General features: G+C 48.4%; 23 protein-coding genes and 1 riboswitch. Of the genes, 13 read left to right on the forward strand and 10 right to left on the reverse strand.

The annotated features are described in order from the left end of the window. Positions 1–15: 15 nt before the first annotated feature. Positions 16–711 (reverse strand): DUF7002 family protein, encoded by a 696-nt coding sequence (locus ACFORK_RS17955; protein ID WP_379201403.1) that lies wholly within the window; start codon positions 709–711, stop codon positions 16–18. Positions 712–1226: 515 nt separating this feature from the next. Between ACFORK_RS17955 and ACFORK_RS17960 the strand changes: the two genes are divergently transcribed. Beyond that, on the forward strand, positions 1227–2174 hold the full coding sequence (locus ACFORK_RS17960; protein WP_379201405.1) for a divergent polysaccharide deacetylase family protein: 948 nt from the start codon (positions 1227–1229) through the stop codon (positions 2172–2174). On the opposite strand, the gene ACFORK_RS17965 is transcribed toward ACFORK_RS17960, so the two are convergent. Continuing rightward, positions 2161–2907 (reverse strand): N-acetylmuramoyl-L-alanine amidase family protein, encoded by a 747-nt coding sequence (locus ACFORK_RS17965; protein ID WP_379201407.1) that lies wholly within the window; start codon positions 2905–2907, stop codon positions 2161–2163. The two genes, ACFORK_RS17960 and ACFORK_RS17965, sit on opposite strands and share 14 nt — an antisense overlap. 186 nt (positions 2908–3093) lie before the next feature. On the opposite strand from ACFORK_RS17965, the gene ACFORK_RS17970 reads away from it, so the two are divergent. Then, complete coding sequence (locus tag ACFORK_RS17970; protein ID WP_379201409.1) at positions 3094–3315, forward strand: YqzE family protein; 222 nt, start codon at positions 3094–3096, stop codon at positions 3313–3315. Positions 3316–3432: 117 nt separating this feature from the next. On the opposite strand, the gene ACFORK_RS17975 is transcribed toward ACFORK_RS17970, so the two are convergent. The 3 genes from ACFORK_RS17975 to ACFORK_RS17985 all read right to left on the reverse strand — a co-directional run bounded on the left by ACFORK_RS17975 (position 3433) and on the right by ACFORK_RS17985 (position 7400). After that, entirely contained in the window at positions 3433–4455 is a 1023-nt protein-coding gene (locus ACFORK_RS17975) for a hypothetical protein (protein WP_379201411.1), read from the reverse strand. A gap of 138 nt (positions 4456–4593) precedes the next feature. Then, the gene (locus tag ACFORK_RS17980; RefSeq protein ID WP_379201413.1) at positions 4594–5658 is read right to left on the reverse strand and encodes a YqhG family protein; all 1065 of its coding nucleotides are present in this window, start codon (positions 5656–5658) and stop codon (positions 4594–4596) included. Further along, on the reverse strand, positions 5655–7400 hold the full coding sequence (locus ACFORK_RS17985) for a DEAD/DEAH box helicase (RefSeq protein WP_379201415.1): 1746 nt from the start codon (positions 7398–7400) through the stop codon (positions 5655–5657). The genes ACFORK_RS17980 and ACFORK_RS17985 overlap by 4 nt, the downstream gene beginning before the upstream one ends. Before the next feature lie 200 nt (positions 7401–7600). Here ACFORK_RS17985 and ACFORK_RS17990 point away from each other — a divergent pair, with 200 nt between their 5' ends. Beyond that, complete coding sequence (locus ACFORK_RS17990; protein WP_379201417.1) at positions 7601–8233, forward strand: hypothetical protein; 633 nt, start codon at positions 7601–7603, stop codon at positions 8231–8233. Between the two features lie 486 nt (positions 8234–8719). Then, positions 8720–8856, forward strand: a riboswitch (cyclic di-AMP (ydaO/yuaA leader). Between the two features lie 4 nt (positions 8857–8860). Continuing rightward, a complete protein-coding gene (locus ACFORK_RS17995) occupies positions 8861–9337 on the forward strand; it encodes a C40 family peptidase (RefSeq protein WP_379201881.1) in 477 nt (158 codons plus the stop codon). A gap of 81 nt (positions 9338–9418) precedes the next feature. Here ACFORK_RS17995 and ACFORK_RS18000 read toward each other — a convergent pair whose 3' ends face one another. Next, complete coding sequence (locus tag ACFORK_RS18000; protein ID WP_379201419.1) at positions 9419–10147, reverse strand: SDR family oxidoreductase; 729 nt, start codon at positions 10145–10147, stop codon at positions 9419–9421. Between the two features lie 193 nt (positions 10148–10340). On the opposite strand from ACFORK_RS18000, the gene ACFORK_RS18005 reads away from it, so the two are divergent. After that, positions 10341–10712, forward strand: coding sequence for a winged helix-turn-helix transcriptional regulator (locus ACFORK_RS18005; protein WP_379201421.1), 372 nt, complete (start codon positions 10341–10343; stop codon positions 10710–10712). Between the two features lie 181 nt (positions 10713–10893). Here the strand turns inward: ACFORK_RS18005 and thiD are convergent, their stop codons facing one another. Further along, on the reverse strand, positions 10894–11706 hold the full coding sequence (gene thiD / locus ACFORK_RS18010; protein WP_379201423.1) for a bifunctional hydroxymethylpyrimidine kinase/phosphomethylpyrimidine kinase: 813 nt from the start codon (positions 11704–11706) through the stop codon (positions 10894–10896). A 198-nt stretch (positions 11707–11904) separates the two neighbouring features. Between thiD and ACFORK_RS18015 the strand changes: the two genes are divergently transcribed. Both ACFORK_RS18015 and ACFORK_RS18020 read left to right on the forward strand, forming a co-directional pair. Next, a complete protein-coding gene (locus tag ACFORK_RS18015) occupies positions 11905–12312 on the forward strand; it encodes a CidA/LrgA family holin-like protein (RefSeq protein ID WP_379201883.1) in 408 nt (135 codons plus the stop codon). Then, the gene (locus tag ACFORK_RS18020) at positions 12309–12995 is read left to right on the forward strand and encodes an LrgB family protein (protein WP_379201425.1); all 687 of its coding nucleotides are present in this window, start codon (positions 12309–12311) and stop codon (positions 12993–12995) included. Before ACFORK_RS18015 ends, ACFORK_RS18020 begins: the two co-directional genes overlap by 4 nt. Before the next feature lie 58 nt (positions 12996–13053). Here ACFORK_RS18020 and ACFORK_RS18025 read toward each other — a convergent pair whose 3' ends face one another. Beyond that, positions 13054–14400 (reverse strand): glycoside hydrolase family 30 protein, encoded by a 1347-nt coding sequence (locus ACFORK_RS18025; RefSeq protein WP_379201427.1) that lies wholly within the window; start codon positions 14398–14400, stop codon positions 13054–13056. A 128-nt stretch (positions 14401–14528) separates the two neighbouring features. Between ACFORK_RS18025 and ACFORK_RS18030 the strand changes: the two genes are divergently transcribed. After that, entirely contained in the window at positions 14529–15323 is a 795-nt protein-coding gene (locus ACFORK_RS18030) for an AraC family transcriptional regulator (protein ID WP_379201429.1), read from the forward strand. A 160-nt stretch (positions 15324–15483) separates the two neighbouring features. Here the strand turns inward: ACFORK_RS18030 and ACFORK_RS18035 are convergent, their stop codons facing one another. Then, positions 15484–16473, reverse strand: a complete 990-nt coding sequence (locus tag ACFORK_RS18035) for an SDR family NAD(P)-dependent oxidoreductase (RefSeq protein ID WP_379201431.1) — start codon at positions 16471–16473, stop codon at positions 15484–15486. Between the two features lie 217 nt (positions 16474–16690). Here ACFORK_RS18035 and ACFORK_RS18040 point away from each other — a divergent pair, with 217 nt between their 5' ends. Beyond that, a complete protein-coding gene (locus tag ACFORK_RS18040; protein ID WP_379201434.1) occupies positions 16691–17248 on the forward strand; it encodes a TetR/AcrR family transcriptional regulator in 558 nt (185 codons plus the stop codon). A gap of 113 nt (positions 17249–17361) precedes the next feature. Here the strand turns inward: ACFORK_RS18040 and ACFORK_RS18045 are convergent, their stop codons facing one another. Beyond that, on the reverse strand, positions 17362–17757 hold the full coding sequence (locus ACFORK_RS18045) for a winged helix-turn-helix transcriptional regulator (RefSeq protein WP_379201436.1): 396 nt from the start codon (positions 17755–17757) through the stop codon (positions 17362–17364). 138 nt (positions 17758–17895) lie between these two features. On the opposite strand from ACFORK_RS18045, the gene ACFORK_RS18050 reads away from it, so the two are divergent. From ACFORK_RS18050 to ACFORK_RS18065, 4 genes are all read left to right on the forward strand, one after another. After that, positions 17896–18567: an NAD(P)H-dependent oxidoreductase gene (locus tag ACFORK_RS18050; protein ID WP_379201438.1), complete on the forward strand. Its 672-nt coding sequence runs from the start codon at positions 17896–17898 to the stop codon at positions 18565–18567. A 138-nt stretch (positions 18568–18705) separates the two neighbouring features. Continuing rightward, on the forward strand, positions 18706–19611 hold the full coding sequence (locus tag ACFORK_RS18055; RefSeq protein WP_379201440.1) for an ArsR/SmtB family transcription factor: 906 nt from the start codon (positions 18706–18708) through the stop codon (positions 19609–19611). Positions 19612–19705: 94 nt separating this feature from the next. Next, the gene (locus ACFORK_RS18060; RefSeq protein ID WP_379201442.1) at positions 19706–19885 is read left to right on the forward strand and encodes a hypothetical protein; all 180 of its coding nucleotides are present in this window, start codon (positions 19706–19708) and stop codon (positions 19883–19885) included. 184 nt (positions 19886–20069) lie between these two features. Beyond that, positions 20070–20675, forward strand: a complete 606-nt coding sequence (locus ACFORK_RS18065) for a putative ABC transporter permease (RefSeq protein ID WP_379201445.1) — start codon at positions 20070–20072, stop codon at positions 20673–20675. Positions 20676–20680 lie beyond the last annotated feature (5 nt).

Here is a 20680-nt window from a genome sequence, read left to right on the forward strand (position 1 = left end):
TATATAGAAATCAGATCATTTACCGTCTTCATGGAGTGTGGCTAACGGTTTCGCCAAGGCGTTCCACCTGAGTGGAACTAGTGACTCTGCTGTGCAATAAATGGTTTGCAGGTATTTGCTGAGCGGAGTCAATGGACCTGCAACCAGAATTTCTTTGATCTCTGAGGGCTTGCTCGGGACAAAAGTCGCTGTAGATTGCTTGAAGCGGTGAAGTGGCAGAAACATTTCGCAGGATTTCCGGTAGGACATTCGGTGCGGATACCGCGGAGAGCTCCCGGAATCGTATTTGGACAGCGCAATTACGTCAAAATGATCAGTCAGCAGTGCAGCGGCATCCAGTTGGAGAACGGCGAAAGATTCGTCAGGCTCCCGGCGGGAGTACATCCCGAGCATTGTTAGGCAATCGCGCTTGGTAGGCCAGAGGAATACATGACGGTCGAGACAGGTTCTAAATTGCTCCGGTGTAGTGCTGGGGTCCATTGCGTCGTCGGTAATGCGCAAATGAGCGTTCAGAACGACTGATTGCTCATTGAACAAGGTGGAATGTTTCAAGCTGCGACGAATGCCTTTAGACAGATGAGGAGCAATAACAGATGGTGAATACAGGGCATCGAAATGGGCGATGGCTTGCAGATTAGAGGCTCTGGTGAAGTGATACAACGACCGTCTGAGTGGGCTTTTGGTGATGTCGGCAACGATACTTATGTCCATGGGATTAGAATCTCCAATGCAAGGGATCAATATGCTTGAAACTGTATCATTATTATGGGCCTTATGTGGGAAAATCATTTTATTGAAGGCTCATTTCTATAGTGGCTTATTGAGCTTTTCTTTCTTGTGTTTGCTTACGAGATCCATAATAAAACTTATGAGTACGATAATAATAGAATGGAATAAAGGCTTAACCATGCTTGCATCATCATAAATAAAATAGGCGAATATGAAATTAGCTATAAAAATAAAGAGGTATCCGAGGATTGTAATCATTCCTTTCTGAGAGATTAATTTTAGTTTATTTTCAATATTAAGGTAAAAATCAAACGGATTCAATTGTATTATATAGCGCATTAAACAACACAACGTTAATTCTCGCAAATAACCAGATGTGGCTCGATCGTGATCCTTCCAAGGCGAATGTTAATTATTGCGTAGAGTCACTTCTACATAATTGCCCTCCAAAATTCAAACAATGAGAACACAATCCAAAGTGAGAAGGAGATGAGGGCATGAGAAAGTACCAATGGCGTCATCGGCTCATGACCGGGGGAAGAAACATTGCCGTGCTGCTGTCCGCCGGGTGCCTGGCGATATCCGGGAACTATGCTGCTACAGCAGCTGAAGGGGCTTATGGTAAGGACGTTCAGACGGTAGGTGTCGTTGCTGCTGCCGATGGACAACCGAAGGCTTCATTGAACGGGCCGGGCAGTACCGTGCCAGCGGGCAAAGAGGGCAAGCATTCTCGTCAGACCCGCAGCCGGGTAGCCATTATTATTGATGATTTCGGCAACGGAATGAAGGGCACGGATGAGATCTTTTCCCTGCCGATTAAGCTCACCGTAGCGGTGATGCCGTTCCTGCCGACCTCCCAGAAGGACGCGAAGCGTGCCCATGAACGGGGAGATGATGTACTGGTTCATCTGCCGATGGAGCCAAAAAGTGGGAGACCGGAGTGGCTCGGTCCAGGTGCAGTGCTGGCAAAGATGAGCGACGCAGAAGTGCGTCAGAAGGTCGAAGCGGCACTGGATAATGTTCCTTATGCGATCGGCATCAACAATCATATGGGTTCGAAAGTGACGGGAGATCCCCGAATCATGGGCATTGTGCTGGCTGTCTGCAAGGAGCGTGGACTATTCTTCGTGGACAGCAAGACTAATTACCGTTCTGTGGTGGGAGAGGTGGCACAAGAGCTCGGCTTGCCCCGTGTTGAGAACCACATTTTCCTGGACGATGTTCATAATGTCAACCATGTGCGTAAGCAGATGCGTCTTGTACAGGAACGGGCCCTTAATCTGCGTTACTGTGTAACTATCGGGCACGTCGGTGTACAAGGCAAAAATACCGCAGCGGGGATTCGCAGCGGCATTGAAGACATGAAGAACACGGTCGACTTCATTGGAATTTCCGATCTTGTAAAAGAAGAATGGAAGTGGACTCCTCGGCCTACACTTCCATAAGATAAGCGGCAATGCCATTCGCTACAGCTTCGGCAATCTCCTGCTGGCCCGCAGGACTACACAATTTCGCCCGGTCCGTTGGACTGCTGATAAAGCCCGCCTCGACAATTACCGTTGTGGCGGTTATTTTATTAAGCAGATAAAAGGGCTTGCCGGGTCTTGGATCAGTCTGCGTGCCATACAGATGGTTCAGCTGGCTCTGGATCGCTTTGGCGAGGATGAAGCTGCGTCCTTCCTGACGATACAGCACTAACGGTCCATGCTTGGAAGGGGAAGAAGCCCAGTTGATATGAATGCTGACGACAACGTTGGCCGGGAGTGTCTCGGCCAGCTCTTTACGCTGGGCTAGATCGCGCAGATGACGGGAGGAACTGCGCAGCCAGCGGTTCTCATCACTGGGCGCATAGTCACCGTTGCGATTCAGAATCGCATCGAAGCCATCGCTGCGGAGCAGCAGGAACAGCTTGCGGGAGATATCCAGTGTGATATCCTTTTCCAGAATTTTGCCGTAGGATGTACCGCCGTCCACGCCCCCGTGCCCGGCATCGATCAGGATCATCCGCTGGCCATGGCCCAGCATGTGGTGCCGTTCATCATCATCCTGTTGCTCCTGCGTGGAATACACCGGTTCAGCTCCGATATAACCTGGGGTCAGTAGTAGCATTCCAGCTGCCCAGCAAAGACTGATCCGGCGTAGGAACCTGGAGGAGCCCGACCCGATGGTCAACTTCATCTAAATACGCCTCCTTACCTGAAATGGGAAAAAAATCTGGGAGTGGTTACACTGTTAGATTGTGCCGCTACAGGCAAACCTATACGACCCTCTTCCATGGGTTTAGATTTCACGGCGGCGGAGCACACTATAGCTATAATGGAGTGTCCATCAAATCAAGGACAAACAGTGCAGGAGGTGGTGAATATGGCTTCAGGCGGCGATGAGCTGGTGAAGTATATCACCGAGAAAATAGTTGTATTTATCGAGGACCCGCGCAGCAGCATCCGTTCCCACAAAGAAATGGTGAAAGAGCCTTGGTCTGAGAAGTGGTTCGGTATGATCCCTATGGGTTGGTCTGTTTGGCGGGGGAGCTGGCCACGAAAGGAAAAGAGTACCGTATCATCCCTAAACAGGCATGATGCTTAGGCCAATTCAGCGTAGCTTTGGACTCAGCCTATATCACAGCAAAGAACCTTCCCTATGCCAAGATGGCTGTTGGAAGGTTCTTTGACATATCCTAATGTTCGCTTTCTCATCGTGATTCTAATTGAATGATGCTGTACGATTTCCGGGTAATTTCTGAAGCGTTCCGTTCTGGAGCAATACGGACAACGGTAAGTAACGTTTGCCTCCTGCACCTGTAGCTGCGTATAGAGCCGTCTTGGCGTCCGCAGTTTTCTCTGCTGGCAGCCAGCTCTGATAGCCTGTAATCGTAAAAGGTGATCCGAACAGGTCATTCCGTCCAGGTGCCTGAAAGACAAGGCTTACACCAGGAGAGATTTCAGCAGTAAAACTATCGGCATCCGTAACGACCAGCTTGGGCGATGTCAGCCATAGCAGATCCGCATAAGGATCGTCTGTTCCTCCGGTCCGGTAAGCGGTGCGGGGGATGGTAGCCTTTTTACTGGTTACATCCTCTAAGCTGACTGTTCTATTCTTGAATGCGTTATCCACCTGACTCAGGGTCCAAGGCAGCACCTGTGGTGCAGCGGCGTCGATAAAGACAAGCTTACCGTCGATTTTCAGCTTCCATACTGGCAGAAGGGGGGCATACAACGCTGTAAGTTCCAGTGTACCTGAATAAGTAGAAGAAATAAGTCCTTGCTGCACCAATAACCGGTGCAGTTCGCTTAAGCTGTACGGGAGACCATAGGTTCCGGCTCCGTATTCACTCAGTACATAACCTCCATCCTCAGAGGCGGAGATAATCATATAACCGATTCGCTGCTTACCATTCATCACATTGACCAGCCAGCCGTGCGTTCCCGGTCCCAGTGGGTAATATTGGGGTTTTGCACTGGCCCATTCCTTGAAGGGCGCTTGCTCCGAGAGCTTTATAATGTTCGATTGGGCGAAGTCTTCCAGAGTGACAGGGGCGGAAGCCTCCTGAAACCGGAAGATGGGCGGTACTTCCTGCGAGACGGATTGCACAACGCTTACGCGGCTGCCGGTCGCAGCGAGCTGTGACGGGAAACCAAAGCTTGCTGCTGCCAGTCCCAGGCATAACAGCAGCAGAAGGGAAGCGGGGAGCCTGCGGTGGCGTTCCCGCTGAACGAATATTTTCATAGCACCGATCACCTTTCTTCTCCATAAGCATACTGATATTGTAAAGGACAAGCTGTAAAAAGAGTGTTACAAGCTGTCGCGAGCAGCTGCGGGAATTCCGTTGTTTTTTTGCCTGCTTTTAGCGAGCCGGGTCGCATTCTATGCCTTCCGCAGATGAAACAGTCCATAGGTCACCGCAGAAACTGCAATTTGCGGTTCATACTGCCACACGGTCTCCTGCCTGCGCCGGGCATATTGCTCCTCGATCTCTTTACGCTTCTCTTCATCCGGTTCCTTGAGCAACTCTTCGTAATAGACGTCGATGATGTCTAGCTCCAGCCGCAGCCGTTCACGGGCCGCTTCCGCCCAGCTGTAATCCAGCCCTGCAAGCCGGTTGGTAAGATTGGCTTCCAGTTGTTCCGCGCCTGCCGTCACCGACATTTCAAGCGGCTGAACATGGACATTTTCCGGCAGGCGCGGGGTCAGCTTGAGTGGTGCAAGCTTATTCGCAAATTCATAGGTAATGACACCCGACACCAAAGAGATAGCCATAAAATGCAGCTCCTCACGCTTCAAGTCGCAGGACATCTCCACTTTGTAGCAGACTCCGAGCCATGGCTCATAGGCCGCTGAGAACAGCGTTGTTCGCTGGCGATTGCCAGGGTCTTCGAACAGGTAGAGGCATTTGCCTTCCTCACGGGCAGCGTCCCAGATCTGGCGCAGCCGTTTGCTGCCATAAATAACATCCTCGCGCCTGATCAGGCCAGGGCCAATCCTGGGCAAGGCGGGCATAACGCCGAAATAGCGGGACAAAATGCTGTCCTGCGGATTGCCCGGAGGAGGGGGAGATCCTACAGAGCCTGCGGTAATGGTACCTCCAGGTTCTGTGGCTGCTTCTATTTCGGCAGGCTTAACGCTTCCACTGCTGATGCCTGTCCTCATCACTCCGGAGGTTCCTAATCCCGAACTCCGGGGTGCCGCAGGGGCTTCGGCTTGAGTGTCATATTGTTCAGGATTGAACACGAACGTGAATGACAGTGTCTCAGGTTCCACTCCTGTGCGTTCTACGAAGCCCCAATAATAGGGACGATCTGTGAGCATCTGGTCTGCACGCGGAGAGAGCTTGACCGTCACATGCAGGGGAGAGGTCTCAATAATGGAGCAATCCGTGGCCTCAAGATAATCCATAACCTGCTTGCGCACTTGCTGTGGGGAGAGGGTCATGACGTTGTCTCACTTTCCTTCTTGATGCTGGTGTTCAATTGAGTAAGCGACTCACCGATTTGGTTAAGACCACTGCGCAGCTGCTGCTCGTCTTGCGATTCCAGCATGAGCTTGTACAGACTCTTTTCCAGCGATTCCTTCTTCTCGAACTTTTCCAGAATGACATCGAGTCCGCCGATAACCATCTCGAACATATTAATCTTCTCATGCAGTAGATGCAGAATATGCTCTTCAATGGTGCCTTGGGTCGACAGGTTATAGATCACTACATCATTTTGTTGTCCCAGTCTGTGGACACGTCCGATCCGCTGCTCTACCCGCATGGGATTCCAGGGCAGATCGAAGTTGATCATATGGTGGCAAAATTGTAGGTTGATGCCCTCGCCACCGGCTTCTGTAGCGATCATGACCTGGGCGCGGCCACGGAACAGATCCATCATCCAGTCTTTTTTGCCACGGTTCATGCCCCCGGAATAGGTGACGCATTGCAGCCCGCCTTCGCGAAAATATTGCAGAAGATACTCCTGGGTGGCCCGGTATTCGGTGAACACAATGACCTTTTCGTTCATTTCGCGGATTAGAGACATCGTCTTCTCCGCCTTAGTATTGGCTTTTACCGTACGAAGCGTCTGGAGCAGTTCCATCATCCGGTCACGCTTCGGTGAGTCCTCAGGCAGTTTCTTGATCAGGTTCACCAAGGTGATAAAGACGGCATCCCGGCTGCTGCATACCTCCCGCTGCAGGGTGACAAGAGAGAGCATACTGCTGAGATTGCCGCCCGCCTCCTGATACTGGTCTTTGACAAAAGCGGTAACCCCGTCATAAAGTGACTTCTCTTCTTCCGACAATGTCAGTGGAATATTACGGACCTTGCGCTTCGTAAAATTGACCGGGCCTTCTCCACGGCGATTACGGATCATCAGCTTGGACAGCTCCCCGCGGAGCTGCTCTTCGTTCTTAGGCTGACGCTTATCAACAACAAAGTTGGTGGCAAAATCGCCTTGATTCCCCAGCTGGCCCGGCTTCAGCAAAGTAATGAGATTGAACAGTTCGCCGAGGTCGTTCTGCACGGGGGTGGCGGTAAGCAGGAGGCAGTATTTTTTACGTAGCTGCTGTACGAACTGGTAATTGGTTGACTTCTTATTCTTGAGCTTGTGGGCCTCGTCAATAATCAGCATGTCGTACTCGTTGTTCATCAGCACTTCTTTATGCGGATCACGTTTGGCGGTATCCAGGGAAGCGACAACTATGTCGTTACCCCAGGAATAGGATTTCTTCTGGGCAATGGCAGAAATGCCGAATTTGGCGTTCAACTCCCGAACCCATTGCAGCACTAAGGAGGCCGGAACGAGGATCAATACCTTGGATACAAGTCCACGTACGAGATACTCTTTGAGGATCAGCCCAGCCTCGATCGTCTTGCCAAGTCCAACCTCATCGGCGAGAATGGCCCGGCCCGACATTTGGAATAGCACCTTATGTGCAGTGTCGATTTGGTGGGGAAGTGGGGAGAGTCCGGACAGATGCTTCATACATTGCAATTCGTCGAAGCTACTGACCAGAGTCGCTTTTTCGCCCTGCACGGCCAGCTGTGACAATCGCCAGTCGCCCCAGGGACCGCCTTTATCGAGCTTTGACTCCAAATCCTGCATCCAGTTGCGGTTAAAAGAAAGAGGAACAGGCAGCACTGGCGCAGGCTGACCCGCTCCGGCGGGCAGAGAATTACGGAATAATTGCGTCATACGGCATTCTCCTCTCGCAGTGATTCATATTGAATGTGTAAGAGTAGTATGCGCGGAAAAGAGAGGATTCATAACCCGGGTGTACTATTCTGAAAATATTAATACCCAAAAATAACCTTTATTGTGTATAATTAAAAATCCTGGAGGGATAGATGGACTCAAAGAGTAGTTTTCAAATAATTGTTAGTTGGAGGTCTTTAATGAGCCACATAAGAGGAATTATTTTGGAGGGTTACTCACACGCAGGAAAAACATCTGTTCTAAAAGCTCTAAAGTTACTTCAAGCACAAGAAGAATCAGCAGAGCGCAGTATCATTGTCTTGAGCGAACAGTATTCCCAAGTATTAAACAATGTTCATGGAGAATTTAAACGCTTAAGCCGTGATGAACATCTTCATATATTGAAAGAACGGGTTAGTATGCTACGACAATTAAATGAGTGGTCAACATATTTGGGTCCAGATGCATCTCGGGCGTCTAGAGGTATATTTTTTATATTGGAAAGATTCCATCTGAATCACAGAGTGGCCTTCCCCTCCGACTCCTTATATGAAATTGAATCACTTGAAAATGAACTGCTCCACCTTGGTGCTACATGTGTATTATTAACGGTTTCTTCTGGCAACGTAGAACAAAGAATGCAAAGTCGAACACCTCATGAATGGACAAGCAAATCAAGAGAACAAATCAGAAAGTCGGCCGATGAATTTATACAAACACAATCAGAACTACGTAAACAATCTAGTTTATCAATCCTGCCAACGATAGAGATAAATACTGACAATAAGGATTGGATTGCATATGCAAACAAAGTAATGGATTTATTGAACTAACTAATAATCTATATCCGTCGACTGCGGATACACAAAAAAAGGTTGGGTCAGAATAATCTTCTGCCCAACCTTTTTCTATCTAAATGAAGACAAGCTGTTGTCTAACTATAGGGGGAAATTCTCTAATAAACGAAAAAAGCCCCAATCCAAGCTATCGAAAAGAAGATGGATGAGATAGATTATGAACAAATGAAATTCTATTAATTAATGAGTCAGAGATATTCCATCGCCCAATTCCGACATCTATACTGCGTTATCTGCAGTGATTACAAGAATGTTACCTTTTGTTACAATTGTATTACGATCTACCCCCGAGGGATTAATAGAGAAGAAATGATCGAAAATCAGCTGAAAAACAACTGAAAAAAGCCAGTATAATCTATGAATATGTAGAAAGAATGTAGAAGCAAATAAAGTTATGAATCTAGCAAATAGCATTGACAGGAGGTGTGCATCTATACTACTATACAAATAGTTACAAAATATTAATTAATGTTGCCGAATTTCAATCGTTGAAAACGGGGGAACCACATCTGGGTGAATTATTCCTGAACGCAAGGGAATATAGGGAAACCTTTAACCGAACCCTCAGCTAACTCCGTAGGCATTTGAAGGGAGAATAACGTTCTGAAGAAGTTTATTGTTTCTGTAATTGGAGCCGCTATTCTATTCACTGCAGCACCAGCCGCATTTGCCAGTAACGTTAATGCTAAGATCGACAATGAAGTAAACCAACTCATTGGTACTCCTTATGTATGGGGAGGCACAACAGTTGCGGGTTTTGATTGCACCGGATTTATTTTATACATATTCAATAAGTTCAATGCTGGAGATCTTCCACGCACCTCGCAGTCCCAAGCCAAAGCTGGTACAGCTGTCGCTAAAGAAGATCTTCGTGTCGGAGATTTGGTATTTTTCAATACTCTTGGTAACGGGATCTCTCATGCAGGCATTTATATCGGTGATGGCGAGTTCGCCCATTCTTCCAGCAGCAAGGGCGTTCGAATCAGCAAATTGTCGGAATCGTATTATGCTGAACGTTATGTTACCGCACGTCGTGTCGTGAGTGAGACAAGCTATCAGGCCATGACTGCCCAGAAATAATCCATTAAATACATAGAAGGTGTCCCGAATTAGTTAGTTTTCTGGCTAATCGGGACACCTTTTATTTTAGAGTATAGAAGATTAGCGTAAAATATAGCCGCCGTCCGGGAACAGGGTGCTGCCGGTGGTGTATCCGTTCGTCAGCAGATAGACGACAGTATGTGCGGCTTCTGCGGCTGTGCCGATACGGCCGAGCAGATTGATTTTGGCATAGGCGTTGTAGGATTCATCCCGAACAGCCTGTTCGGCACCTTCCCAGTTAAATTCTGTGTGGATCGTTCCTGGGGAAATAACATTGACACGAATTGGGGCGAGCTCTACCGCTAGTGCCTTGCCCAGACTCTCGATGGCTCCATTGCAGGCAGCGTAAGATGCTCCATCTGTGAGTGGTCTTTGCCCAAAGGCGCCGGACATTAGGACCACCGATCCACTAGGGTTCATGTGAGGGGCACCGTATTTTACAGCATTGTATTGTGGCCAGAATTTGGCGTCGAAGCAGCTGCGGGCAACTTCCGCGCTTGCCGTGATCGGCCCTCTGACATAGCTGGCACCAGGCGTGAACAGATGATCGAATGGACCCACTTGCTCGAAAAAGGATTTGAGCTGTTCCTCATCTTTATTGTCCAGCGTATATATTTCCACGGAGTCAGCGCCCAGTCGTTCCTTTGCTAGTTCCAGTTTGTCCAAGGACCGACCTGCCAGAACGACGGAAGCGCCTTGTTCCACCGCTTGTTTGGCTGTAGCGAATCCAATTCCGGAACTTCCTCCTATAATAACGACCCGCTGATTTTGTAGAGTAAGAGTTGACATGATAGGTTGTTCTCCTTTATTCGTATGATGGTTTCCATTCTATTATTGGGTAAAATAACAGCGCTGCCCAGTACGCACTTTATTCGTACCCGGTACGAAAATTCGTACTAATGGATGTTTTGCCATTCTCCAGGCAAGAGACGTGCAATTAAGGAGTGTCCCAGGTATGATGGAGAGAACAGGAGAGGTGATAATGATGAAACGAAATTCGCAGGAGCCTAGACTGACAGGTGTGCTGGCAACCTTGGATGTCATCGGGGGTAAATGGAAGCCGCTGATCCTGTTCATGCTGCTGGTGGACGGAACGAAGCGGTTCGGGGAGCTGCGGCGGAGAATTCCAGACGTGTCCCAGGGCACGCTCACAAAGCAGCTACGGGAGCTGGAGGAGGACGGGCTCATTGACCGGATCTTTTATCAAGAGATGCCTCCACGCGTAGAATACAGCCTGTCTGAGCATGGCAGGACGATTGCTGTGGTGCTGGACAGCATGTGCGGCTGGGGCAGAAGCCATCTGAGCTTCGTGAATGAACGGGAAGATGCCGGAAAGACTGTCAAGGAGAGCTGAGAAGACGGCAGTTTGGGGAAAATAACCTGTAGAGCGCACCTAGCTTGATAGGGTGTAAATACATCTCGTTAACAAGTTGAAAGCTGCTGAACAGCTTACTATAGCCGTATAAAAAGAGCAGAACCGAGATTCTCGGCTCTGCTCTTTTGTATGTCAAGACTGTTCGCCAGACTGGCGAGACCTAGTGTTCCAGACGGTAGCCGCCGTGGAAGACCGGTCCTACGTACTGGTTGAACGCGAAGCCGTTGCGGATGGCCGCAGAGACGAAGTCTTTCGCCTTGGCCACCGCATCGTCCACGGTTAGGCCGTTCGCGAGTCCACCGGTAATCGCAGCTGCAAAGGTGCAGCCTGCGCCGTGGTTGTGTGCCGGTTCGATTTTATCCGCTTCAAAGACGGTGTAGTCTGTACCGTTGAAGAAGACGTCGATCGCTTTGGAGCCATCCAGCGCCTTGCCGCCTTTGACTACAACGTTGCGGGCACCCAGTTCGTGGATCAAACGTGCAGCTTCTTTCATATCTTCAATGGTGGTGAGCTTGCCGAGACCGGACAATACACCTGCTTCAAACAGGTTAGGTGTAACCACGGTGGCCAGAGGCAACAGCAAATCGCGGATCGCTTGCGCGCTCTCCGGATTCAGTACCTCGTCTTCTCCTTTGCATACCATAACAGGATCAATGACAACATTGGTCTGGAGATTCTCACGGATTGCCTGTTCGGCTACCTTGACAATTTCTACACTCCCCAGCATGCCGGTCTTCATGGCATTAACTGGACCGCCGGCGAAAATGGTTTTAAGCTGTTCGGCAACGATAGCCGCATCCACCGGATAGACATTATGGTGCCAGCCATTGTCTGGGTCCATCGTCACAATAGTGGTGAGAGCGCTGAAGCCGTATGTTCCGTATTCCTCAAAAGTTTTCAGGTCAGCCTGAATGCCCGCGCCCCCGCTGGAGTCACTGCCGGCAATAGTTAAAGTCTTAATAATCTTTGACAATGCAAACGTCCCCTTCTTCTATGTCTTAATTCATAAGTACGAATTGAATTGATTATAACAAAAATCGGCACACAGTGAAAATACATCAGAGTTTCATATTATACATTGAAAAAATCATGAAATCTCTGTTAGTCTGGTAGAGTCCGTTTTTTACAATAACATTAAGGATAGTTTACTCTGTGAAGGGACTTTTGTGTGATGAAGATTGTGCGAATTATTGCTCAGGTGGTACTGCTGTACTTGTTCTCCCTGGCTGGCGAGGCTGTGAAGCAGCTTCTGCATCTTCCTATACCGGGAAGTATTATCGGTCTGTTGCTTCTTTTTATTCTGCTGCTATGCCGGGTTGTGCCTATCCGCTGGATTGAGCATGGGGCTGCGGCGATTCTGGCGTATCTTCCCTTGTTCTTTATTCCCGCGACAGCGGGCATTGTGGATCATTTGAGCCTGTTTAGCGGAAAAGGGCTACTGCTGATTGTAGTGCTGATCTTGAGTACGACAGTCACGATTGGTGCGGCGGCACATTCCAGCAGATGGTTTGCCAGATGGAGCATGGATGTACCAAAGGCCCTGCCGGGAATGGAAGAGAAGGAGAAGGAAGCTTCATGATTCTAACTGCGATTGCAATTGTGCTGGCCAATGTAAGCATATATGTGCTGATGGCCTTGATCTATAAAAGATTCCGCATCCCTGTTCTGATGCCAGCCTTAACTGCGACGTTCATGGTTGTCGTCCTGCTGCTATACTTTGAAATTCCCTACGAGACCTACATGATCGGCGGACAGTGGATTAACAAGCTGCTAGGTCCCGCTGTCGTTTCGTTAGCTTATCCGCTCTATAACCAGCGTCATGTGCTGCGTCGCAACCTTCCAGCGGTTCTGGGAGGTACGCTAACTGGACTCTTGGTAGGGATGTTCAGTGGAATTCTGCTGGCTATGCTGATGGGCTTTCCGAAGCAGTATATTCTATCCCTTCTGCCCAAGTCAATCACGACACCGGTAGCGATCCAGATCTCTGGCAGCTTGGGCGGAGAGTCGTCTCTGACCTCTGTCTTTGTGATGATTGCCGGATTTACCGGGGCCATTGCTGGTCCGTACATCCTGAAGCTGTTCAGAGTCCGCAGCGAGCTCGGCATTGGGATTGGTCTAGGAACCGCATCTCACGCACTGGGAACGGCCAAGGCACTGGAGTATGGGGAACAGTCCTTGTCCATGAGCTCGGTCGCGATGACCGTGTGCGCGGTTGCAGGTTCATTCACTGCTCCACTTGTAGCCTGGCTGCTGTACCATTAGCAACATAGAAAACGGGTACCGTCCTAATAATAAGGAGGGTACCCGTTTTCTTGTTCACTTATTTGAACAAGAGGGTCTGGATCGCATGACCTGGAATGGAGGTCTCAGCCAGCTGTTCACGGCAACGGAGGGTGAACGGCAGCTCATTGTCCGTCCGGTTCATGACGACAACAGCAATGGTTCCGTCTGGGTTGCGGAACGCCGTTGTCTCCAAACTGTCGGTATACTTGGAGCTTCCAATGCGCTTGGCGCCTGGACGAATATATTTACTGAAATGCCCGATGTAGTAGTAGGAGCTCTCGAAGATGAGTTCATCCTGTACAGTATCGCCAATAATCGGGGCATCACAGAAGTTGCCTACATGGTTAGGGCCACCTTGCTCGTCGAGCAGAATATTCCAGTCGGTCCAAGTGGACATCCAGTTGTTCAGGTTACCGATGATATCATGGCCGTAACGCTCGCCTGTCTTCCAGGAACCAAGTTGAACGCCACCTTCCTGACAGCCTTCGCTGAAGAAGAGCTTCTTGTCCGGGAAGCGGTCATGTACCGCAGACAGGGCTTCGAAGTGATCTCCGGAGTACCAGTGGAAGCAGATGCCCCAGATGTACTTGGAAGCAGCTTGATCTTCAAAAGCAACTTTGGCACGGTCATAGACACGTTCCTTGTTGTGATCCCAGATCAGCACCTTAACGTGGGACAAGCCGGCTTTTTCCAGTGCAGGTCCGAGGTAATCACGGACAAAATCTTTTTCTTCCTCGGCGGTGTAGATACAGGAATCCCAAATTTGTTGAGCTTTGGCTTCATTCTGTACGCTGACTCCCCAGATATCGATACCTTCTTCGGCATAGGCTTGGATGTATTTCACAAAAAGGTTGGCCCAAGCTTCTCTGTATTCTGGTTTAAGCTTACCGCCATTATTCATTTCGCCATTCGTCTTCATGAAGGCTGGAGGGCTCCATGGCGAGGAGAAGAGACGGAAGTCTGTACCTACTGCATTAGAAGCGCGCTTGATCAGCGGAATAATGGACTCATGGTCGCGGGAAATATCGAAAGTTGCCAACTCGGCATCTTGCTCTTCTACATAAGCGTAGTTGCCGAGCGAGAAGTCACAGCTTTGAATGTGCGAGCGGCACAGCGTGTATCCAATGCCTTGCTCCCGGTCGAAATAGGCATCAATGACTTTCTTCTGGTTCTCTTCGCCCAGCTTGGCCAGCGTTACTGCCGAAGCTTCGGTAAGCGCACCGCCAAAGCCTTCAATTTCTTGATATTCAAGATCATCATAAATGTTGATGAGTGTATTTTCTTTTCCCTCAGTGTCAGGAGTGAACGTAAGCGCTTGCTTTTCAGTCAGACGATCTGCGGTATCTTTAGCGGTCTGGATGACGCGAATAGTTCCTTGGCTCATAGTGATGATAACCTCCTAGGTAATTTCATAAATTTATTATAGGAGGAATTCCGGCCTCCTTTGAAGAAACAATATGGCTAATAACCTCATCAATCTGGTCATGAAAGTGTAAGAAAAGAGGGATTACTATGGAAAAAATTGGTGTAAACATACAGCTCAGCGGCTACATCAGCCATGATCAGCCCTTTCGGCAACTATTCCGAAACGGTCTCGAAACCTATATCATCCGGCTTCAGGTAGAAGGTGAGTGCGAAGCGCTGATCGACGGTAAGATGGTGACCGTCCTGCCTGGGGACATGCTTTTGTTTCCTCCGGGGGAGGTCTACGATCTGCGGATCGGAGAGAAGCAAAGTCCGCTGGGCCACAGCGGCGATTATTTTGTCATGTGTACGGGCGACTGGGTGGATTATTGGTGGAACAAACGTGAGCGCCCGAAGAAAATCAGAATCGCTGATGTCGGCAAAATACACAGCGTATGGCAGCAGCTTATCTTTGAACAAAGAAGGCTGGACGGAGGCAATGCGGAAATCCTTCAGGCCTTATTCAAGGCATTATGTCTGCTCCTCGACCGAGCCATTGAAGAGGCGCCTGTGACTTCCTCCTCATCACTACTGCTTGCCCTCAAGATGAAAGGCTATATCGAAGAACACGCTACCTCCGTTATTCGTTTGGAAGATGTGGCTTCCCATGCTGGGATCAGTCCGACAAGAGCCGTGCATCTGTTCAAGGCGCAGTTTGGATACTCTGTGATCCAATATGCCAAGCAAATCCGTCTGGCTATGGCCCTAAGTCTCATGGATAACAGTAACTACACCCTGGAGCGTATCGCAGAAGAATGTGGCTTTGGCAGTTATACTTATTTCCACAAAGTCTTCCGGGAGCGCTACGGGGTATCCCCTGGCGTGTATCGGCGGAGGGAATAATTCAGTGGCTGGAGTGAATTGGCGCTACATAGTGTTCGCACCAAGAAGGAACTTCATACAGTACAACCCTTGGGGGAGTCTGGAGGAATGTCGAGTGACAAGAAAAGGTACTCAGCTCCTCCTATGTGAAGGGTCTGAGTACCTCGTTAACTACATTTGGTTAGTTTGAACCCTGTGGGATCGTGCCATGAGGGATGTTAAGCAGCTCCTCACTTTGTTCCCACAGTGACTGTGCGAGTGCCGGATCAATTGCCCAACTGCGAACACCTCTACGCTCACTATAATCATCAGGAACAAATTCCGCGATATCACTGTCTTCGCAGTATACGCCACCTTTGCCTTCTAATAATGGATTTGCTGCGCAAAAGACAGTTGTGGCGGCACCTTCCTCAACGGTTTTAAACCCTTCAGGTGAAATGAAATTACCTGCAGCATCACGATGAACGCCCCAAAGTGCGAGCACCTCATCAGATAAATGGCGAGTCAAGCCAGTCAATATGCCTCCAGGATGGACGGCGAATGCCCGGATGCCATGCTCCTTACCCCGTTTATCCAGTTCAATCGCAAACAGCGAGCATGCCGTTTTAGATTGTCCGTACGAAATGTCTGTGTTATAGGGTCTGGTGTTAAAGTTAAGGTCGCTCAAATCAACCTGACCATCCATATGACCGATGGAAGAAAGCGACACTACTCGGGCGTTCCCTGACTTTTTCAGTGCTTCCCAAAGTCTGGTGGTCAATTGGAAATGACCCAAATAATTGGTCGCCAGCTGAGTATCAAATCCGCGGTAATCTTTAATTTCTGGCGGTGCTGTAACACCGGCATTATTAATTAGAATATCAAGCTGACGATCAGACTTTAGAAATTCGGCGGCAAAAGCATCAATGGATGCCGGATTAGAAAGGTCTAATTGAAGAACTTCTACATTATTGAATTGACTTACATTCTGCTGCGCTTGCTCTACATTGCGGGCCCCGACAATAACTGTAGCTCCGGCTTTCGAGAGTACTCTTGTTGTTTCAAGACCAATCCCTCCGTGACCGCCAGTTACAATGGCAATTTTCCCGTGAAGATCACGCCCAGCTAAAGCTTCCTGTGCAGTAGTATGAAATCCGAAACCTGATTGCAGCGGTTTTTGTTCTGTACTCATGTTGTTAGTATTCTCCTTTGTAGATCATATATTTGGCAGGATCGGCAGGTATTCAATAAAAGGAATTGTTAAAGATTTTATCCAGTTAACACCTCTCATTTTAAACTATTATACAAATTACGATAATCGTCTATGTGTGTATAATAAACGAGTGGACAGATATTGTAAAGTGTCTATATAATAAAATTACAGAAAATCAAGACTGGGGCAGTGTTGAATGGACGATCAAAAGAGGCATCACATTATTTCGACCGCACTTGAGGTGTTTTACAAGTATGGATACAAGCGTGTATCGATGAATGATATTTCTCAGGCAGCTGGAATCTCACGAGCAGGTCTTTACTTATTTTTCAAGAGTAAAGAGGAGATTTTTAACTCAGCGATACTTTTCAATGGGGAAAACCTTATAGAGGAAATACAAAAAGGGCTGTCGCAGCGGGACACACCCAAAGAAAAAATCTATTATGCTTTTGAGGTTTGGGCAATCAATATATTCGATCAAGCGCTGCATTCGCCAGAAATCAGGGAAATTTCGGACAGCTCTTATGAATTTGCCCGCGAAGCGTTAGATATGAGCTATAGGAAGTTTGAAGATGTATTGGCCGCACTGATTCAAGAACACTTCGAAAGTAATGAGAAACGTGGAGGGCTGGATCCGCAGCAGCTGGCTTACCTCTTAACAAGCTCTTTGCGCGGGTTCAAAATCGTCGCCAAAAACTCGAATGAGCTGGAACAATTAATTCGGCAATTAGTAGAGGTTATTCTGGCGCCGTAATGAAGGATTCTGAATCAGGATGGCAAGTACCTCCGACAGGCTCTTGTCTGAAATGCAAAAAAAGAAACCCAAGTTCTTTAAATAACCTGGGTTTCTCGACACAGAGGTCGGCCTCAATGGCCGGCTTCTGTGTCTATTTGGCAGCTTTCTGTTGAAAGCTGCTTTATTTTATATTCCTTGCCCCAATCCCTCATAAGTATGATGATCGGAGTTAAGGTTCTTCCAAATTCGGTCAACGAATACTCCACTTTGGGAGGGACCTGCTGATACACTTCACGATGCACTACACCGTCTTCTTCCAATTCACGAAGCTGTAGGGTCAGCATCCGCTGGGTAATTCCCGGACAGATTCGGCGGAATTCGCTGAATCGTTTGGTCCCATCCATTAGATGATACAGCAAAATTCCCTTCCATTTGCCACCGATGACATTCAGTGTATGTTCTACAGGGCAAGCCTGCCCTGTGTCCAGTGAGATATCCTCGCTAAAGCGGCTTTTTCGGTTAGGCATGAGTTCTTCTCCCCTTGGTATCATTTTGTATACTACACCACATTAATGTGCGTACTTATAAAAACGAAGTATATAACTTAATATTAAAACTGTGATCGGTTATACGTCAATTCAATGAGAAGAAGAGAGGGAATAATTGTGGAAACAACATCTGTGAAAAAAGAAATCCTGTCAGCTTACAAATTCAGACATGCGACTAAAGAATTTGATAGCAGCCAAAAGATCAACGATGAGGATTTTGAATTTATATTAGAGACTGGACGATTGTCCCCAAGCTCCTTTGGCTTTGAACCATGGAAATTTGTGGTGGTTCAGAACCCGGCACTCCGTGAGAAATTGTATGACTATGCTTGGGGAGCGCAGAAACAGCTGCGGACGGCTAGCCATTTCGTACTTATTTTGTCCAGACTGCCTAAAGATCTGCATCCTGACTCCGATTATCTCAGTGGACTAATGCAAAATGTTAAAAATTTGCCACCTGAGGCCATGGAGGTAAGGAAAAACAGGTACGGTGCTTTCCTGAAAACTGATTTTGAACTGGTAGATAATGAACGGGCATTATTTGAATGGGGTTGCCGACAATCCTATATAGCGCTAGGCAATATGATGACGGCTGCAGCGCAAATCGGAGTGGATTCCTGCCCCATTGAGGGCTTTAACAAACGTAAAATTGAAGAGATCCTGTCCGCAGAAGGAATTATGGACGAGGGCCACTTTGGAATATCCTGTATGGTGGCGTTCGGCTATCGACTTAACGAGCCGCGCGTGCAGACTCGGCAAGACGCCGGACAGGTAATCCAGTGGGTGTAAGAAATGATATCAAGAACAGGCCAGATAACTCTGTGCCTGTTTTTTTTATGAAACCTTCCAATCTTTATCCAAAATTATGTATTTATTCTGTTCCTTGATATATAATTTCATGACCATCATGAATATGGAGGTCTTCACATGTACTTAACGACAGATACCCAATCTCTGCGGGTGTATGAAGCGCTCGCCAGCGAAGTGCGTTTGCGAATTGTAGATCTGTTGGGTGAGCGGGAAATGCATATCAAGGAGCTCGCTGCGGAGCTTCATCTCAGCAGCGCAATTGTTAGCTCTCATGTGGTCAAATTGCAGAAAGCGGGCATTGTCAGCTCCAAAATGAAGCGGATCGCCGGCGGTACCTATAAGTACTGTTCGCTGTCTGCGAACTATTTTCTGGTGAAACTGGATGGTTCCCATGCGGTTGCCCGAAAAGTCGTCGAGGTGTCCGTTCCTGTCGGACATTACAGCGATCTAGAGGCCGCTCCCGGCTGCGGAATTATAGGCTCGGATAAAGTGGTGGGCTATTGTGATGATGATGCGCGGAGGTTTCGGGATTCGTGCCATGCCGATGCCAGTGTCCTATGGCTTGATAAGGGTTATGTAGAATACAAAGTACCCAATTATCTTTTCAGGGACAAAGCGATGCAGGAGATTGAAATCTCCATGGAAATCGGCTCCGAGGTGGCTCATGTGAACGAAAAATGGCCGATAGATCTTACTTTTACGCTGAACAACAGAGATTTGGGGAGATGGACCGGACCTGGAGAGTCAAGCAAACTGAGAGATCGCCTGACCCCGGATTATTGGAAGAATGAGGGTCATCGGCGCGGTCTGCTAAAAGTGCTGCGGATCAACGCCAGCGGGACATTTATGGATGGACAGCAGATTTCCGAGGTGACGCTGGCTGATATTTGTTGGGATCAAGAGGACTGGACATTCAGACTTACGGCTGCAGAAGTGAACCGAAGGCGAGGCCGGCTGGCATTATACGGCTGCGGAAGCGGAAATTACGAGCAGGATATTGTGTTCAGAGTCTACAGCGAATGAGCCTATGAAAAAGCTGGTGTCATGATTGGAAACAACCTCATCGGGTAACGATAACTAAGAACCAACATCGCACAGCCCAAAAGGAGGATTCCACATGACGGATCATATTCAGGACGAAGCGGACATTCGCAATAAGAAAAATAAAGCCGGTGATTCACTGGCGGAAATCAAGAAGATTGAGAATGGTGTCGATATCGAGACGCAGGCGGACGATTGGGTCGCCAAGCCCGCGGAATCCGCGCATCCTGACCCGCTTCCGAACAATCAGGGCTAAGAACCGCTAAGCAGGCCGTCCATATGGATGGTCTGTTTTGTTGTGCTTACAGCAAAAAGGATTGGTATGAAACGTTGTAGAAGCCTGCTATTCAGGGATATGTCTTTTTTGTACGAAAGTGAAGGCAGTGCAGAATATTTCCATTCTAAGGAAGGCATACTATGTCCCGATGTTCATGCATTAGATGTACAAACAGGGGGCGAGATCCATTTCAATTTTCACAAGTGCATCGTTTATCTCATTGTATAACTATGGGCCAGTTGCCGCGGTCAGTGAGTACTTTTTTTACTTTATGGTGTATTCTTTCCTGGGCTGGGTACTCGAAGGAACTTACAATTTATATAGTCAGGGAACCTTTCGCAAGGAAGGATTTCTGCGAGGTCCGTTCAAACCGATGTACGGCTTGGCTCCGCTGTTGCTGCTGGCTGCTCGGGAGCTGGGAGTATCGCTTCCACTACACCTGATATGTGCCTTGCTGATACCGTCAGCGGTTGAATACGTTAGTGGTTGGCTGCTGCAAAAAGTCTTTCACAAGCAATGGTGGGACTACTCTGGTATGTCTTACCAGCTTCATGGACATATCTGCCTGCGTTTTTCTGTATACTGGTGGATGCTATCCATTGCCTGTATGTATGTGCTTCAGCCGCTCATGGTGGTGTTGTACCGTCAGGTGGGGGTAGTATGGGGGATAGCCATGCCGTTAGTCATGCTGTTATTTAGTGCAGATTTGCTATGGACCTGTTGGACCCGAGCTCGGGGTCAGAAAGAATTGGAGCTTGGAGAGGGATAACGAAT

The sequence above is a fragment of the Paenibacillus sp. GCM10012306 genome (assembly GCF_042649265.1).
GTDB lineage: Bacteria > Bacillota > Bacilli > Paenibacillales > Paenibacillaceae > Paenibacillus_AQ.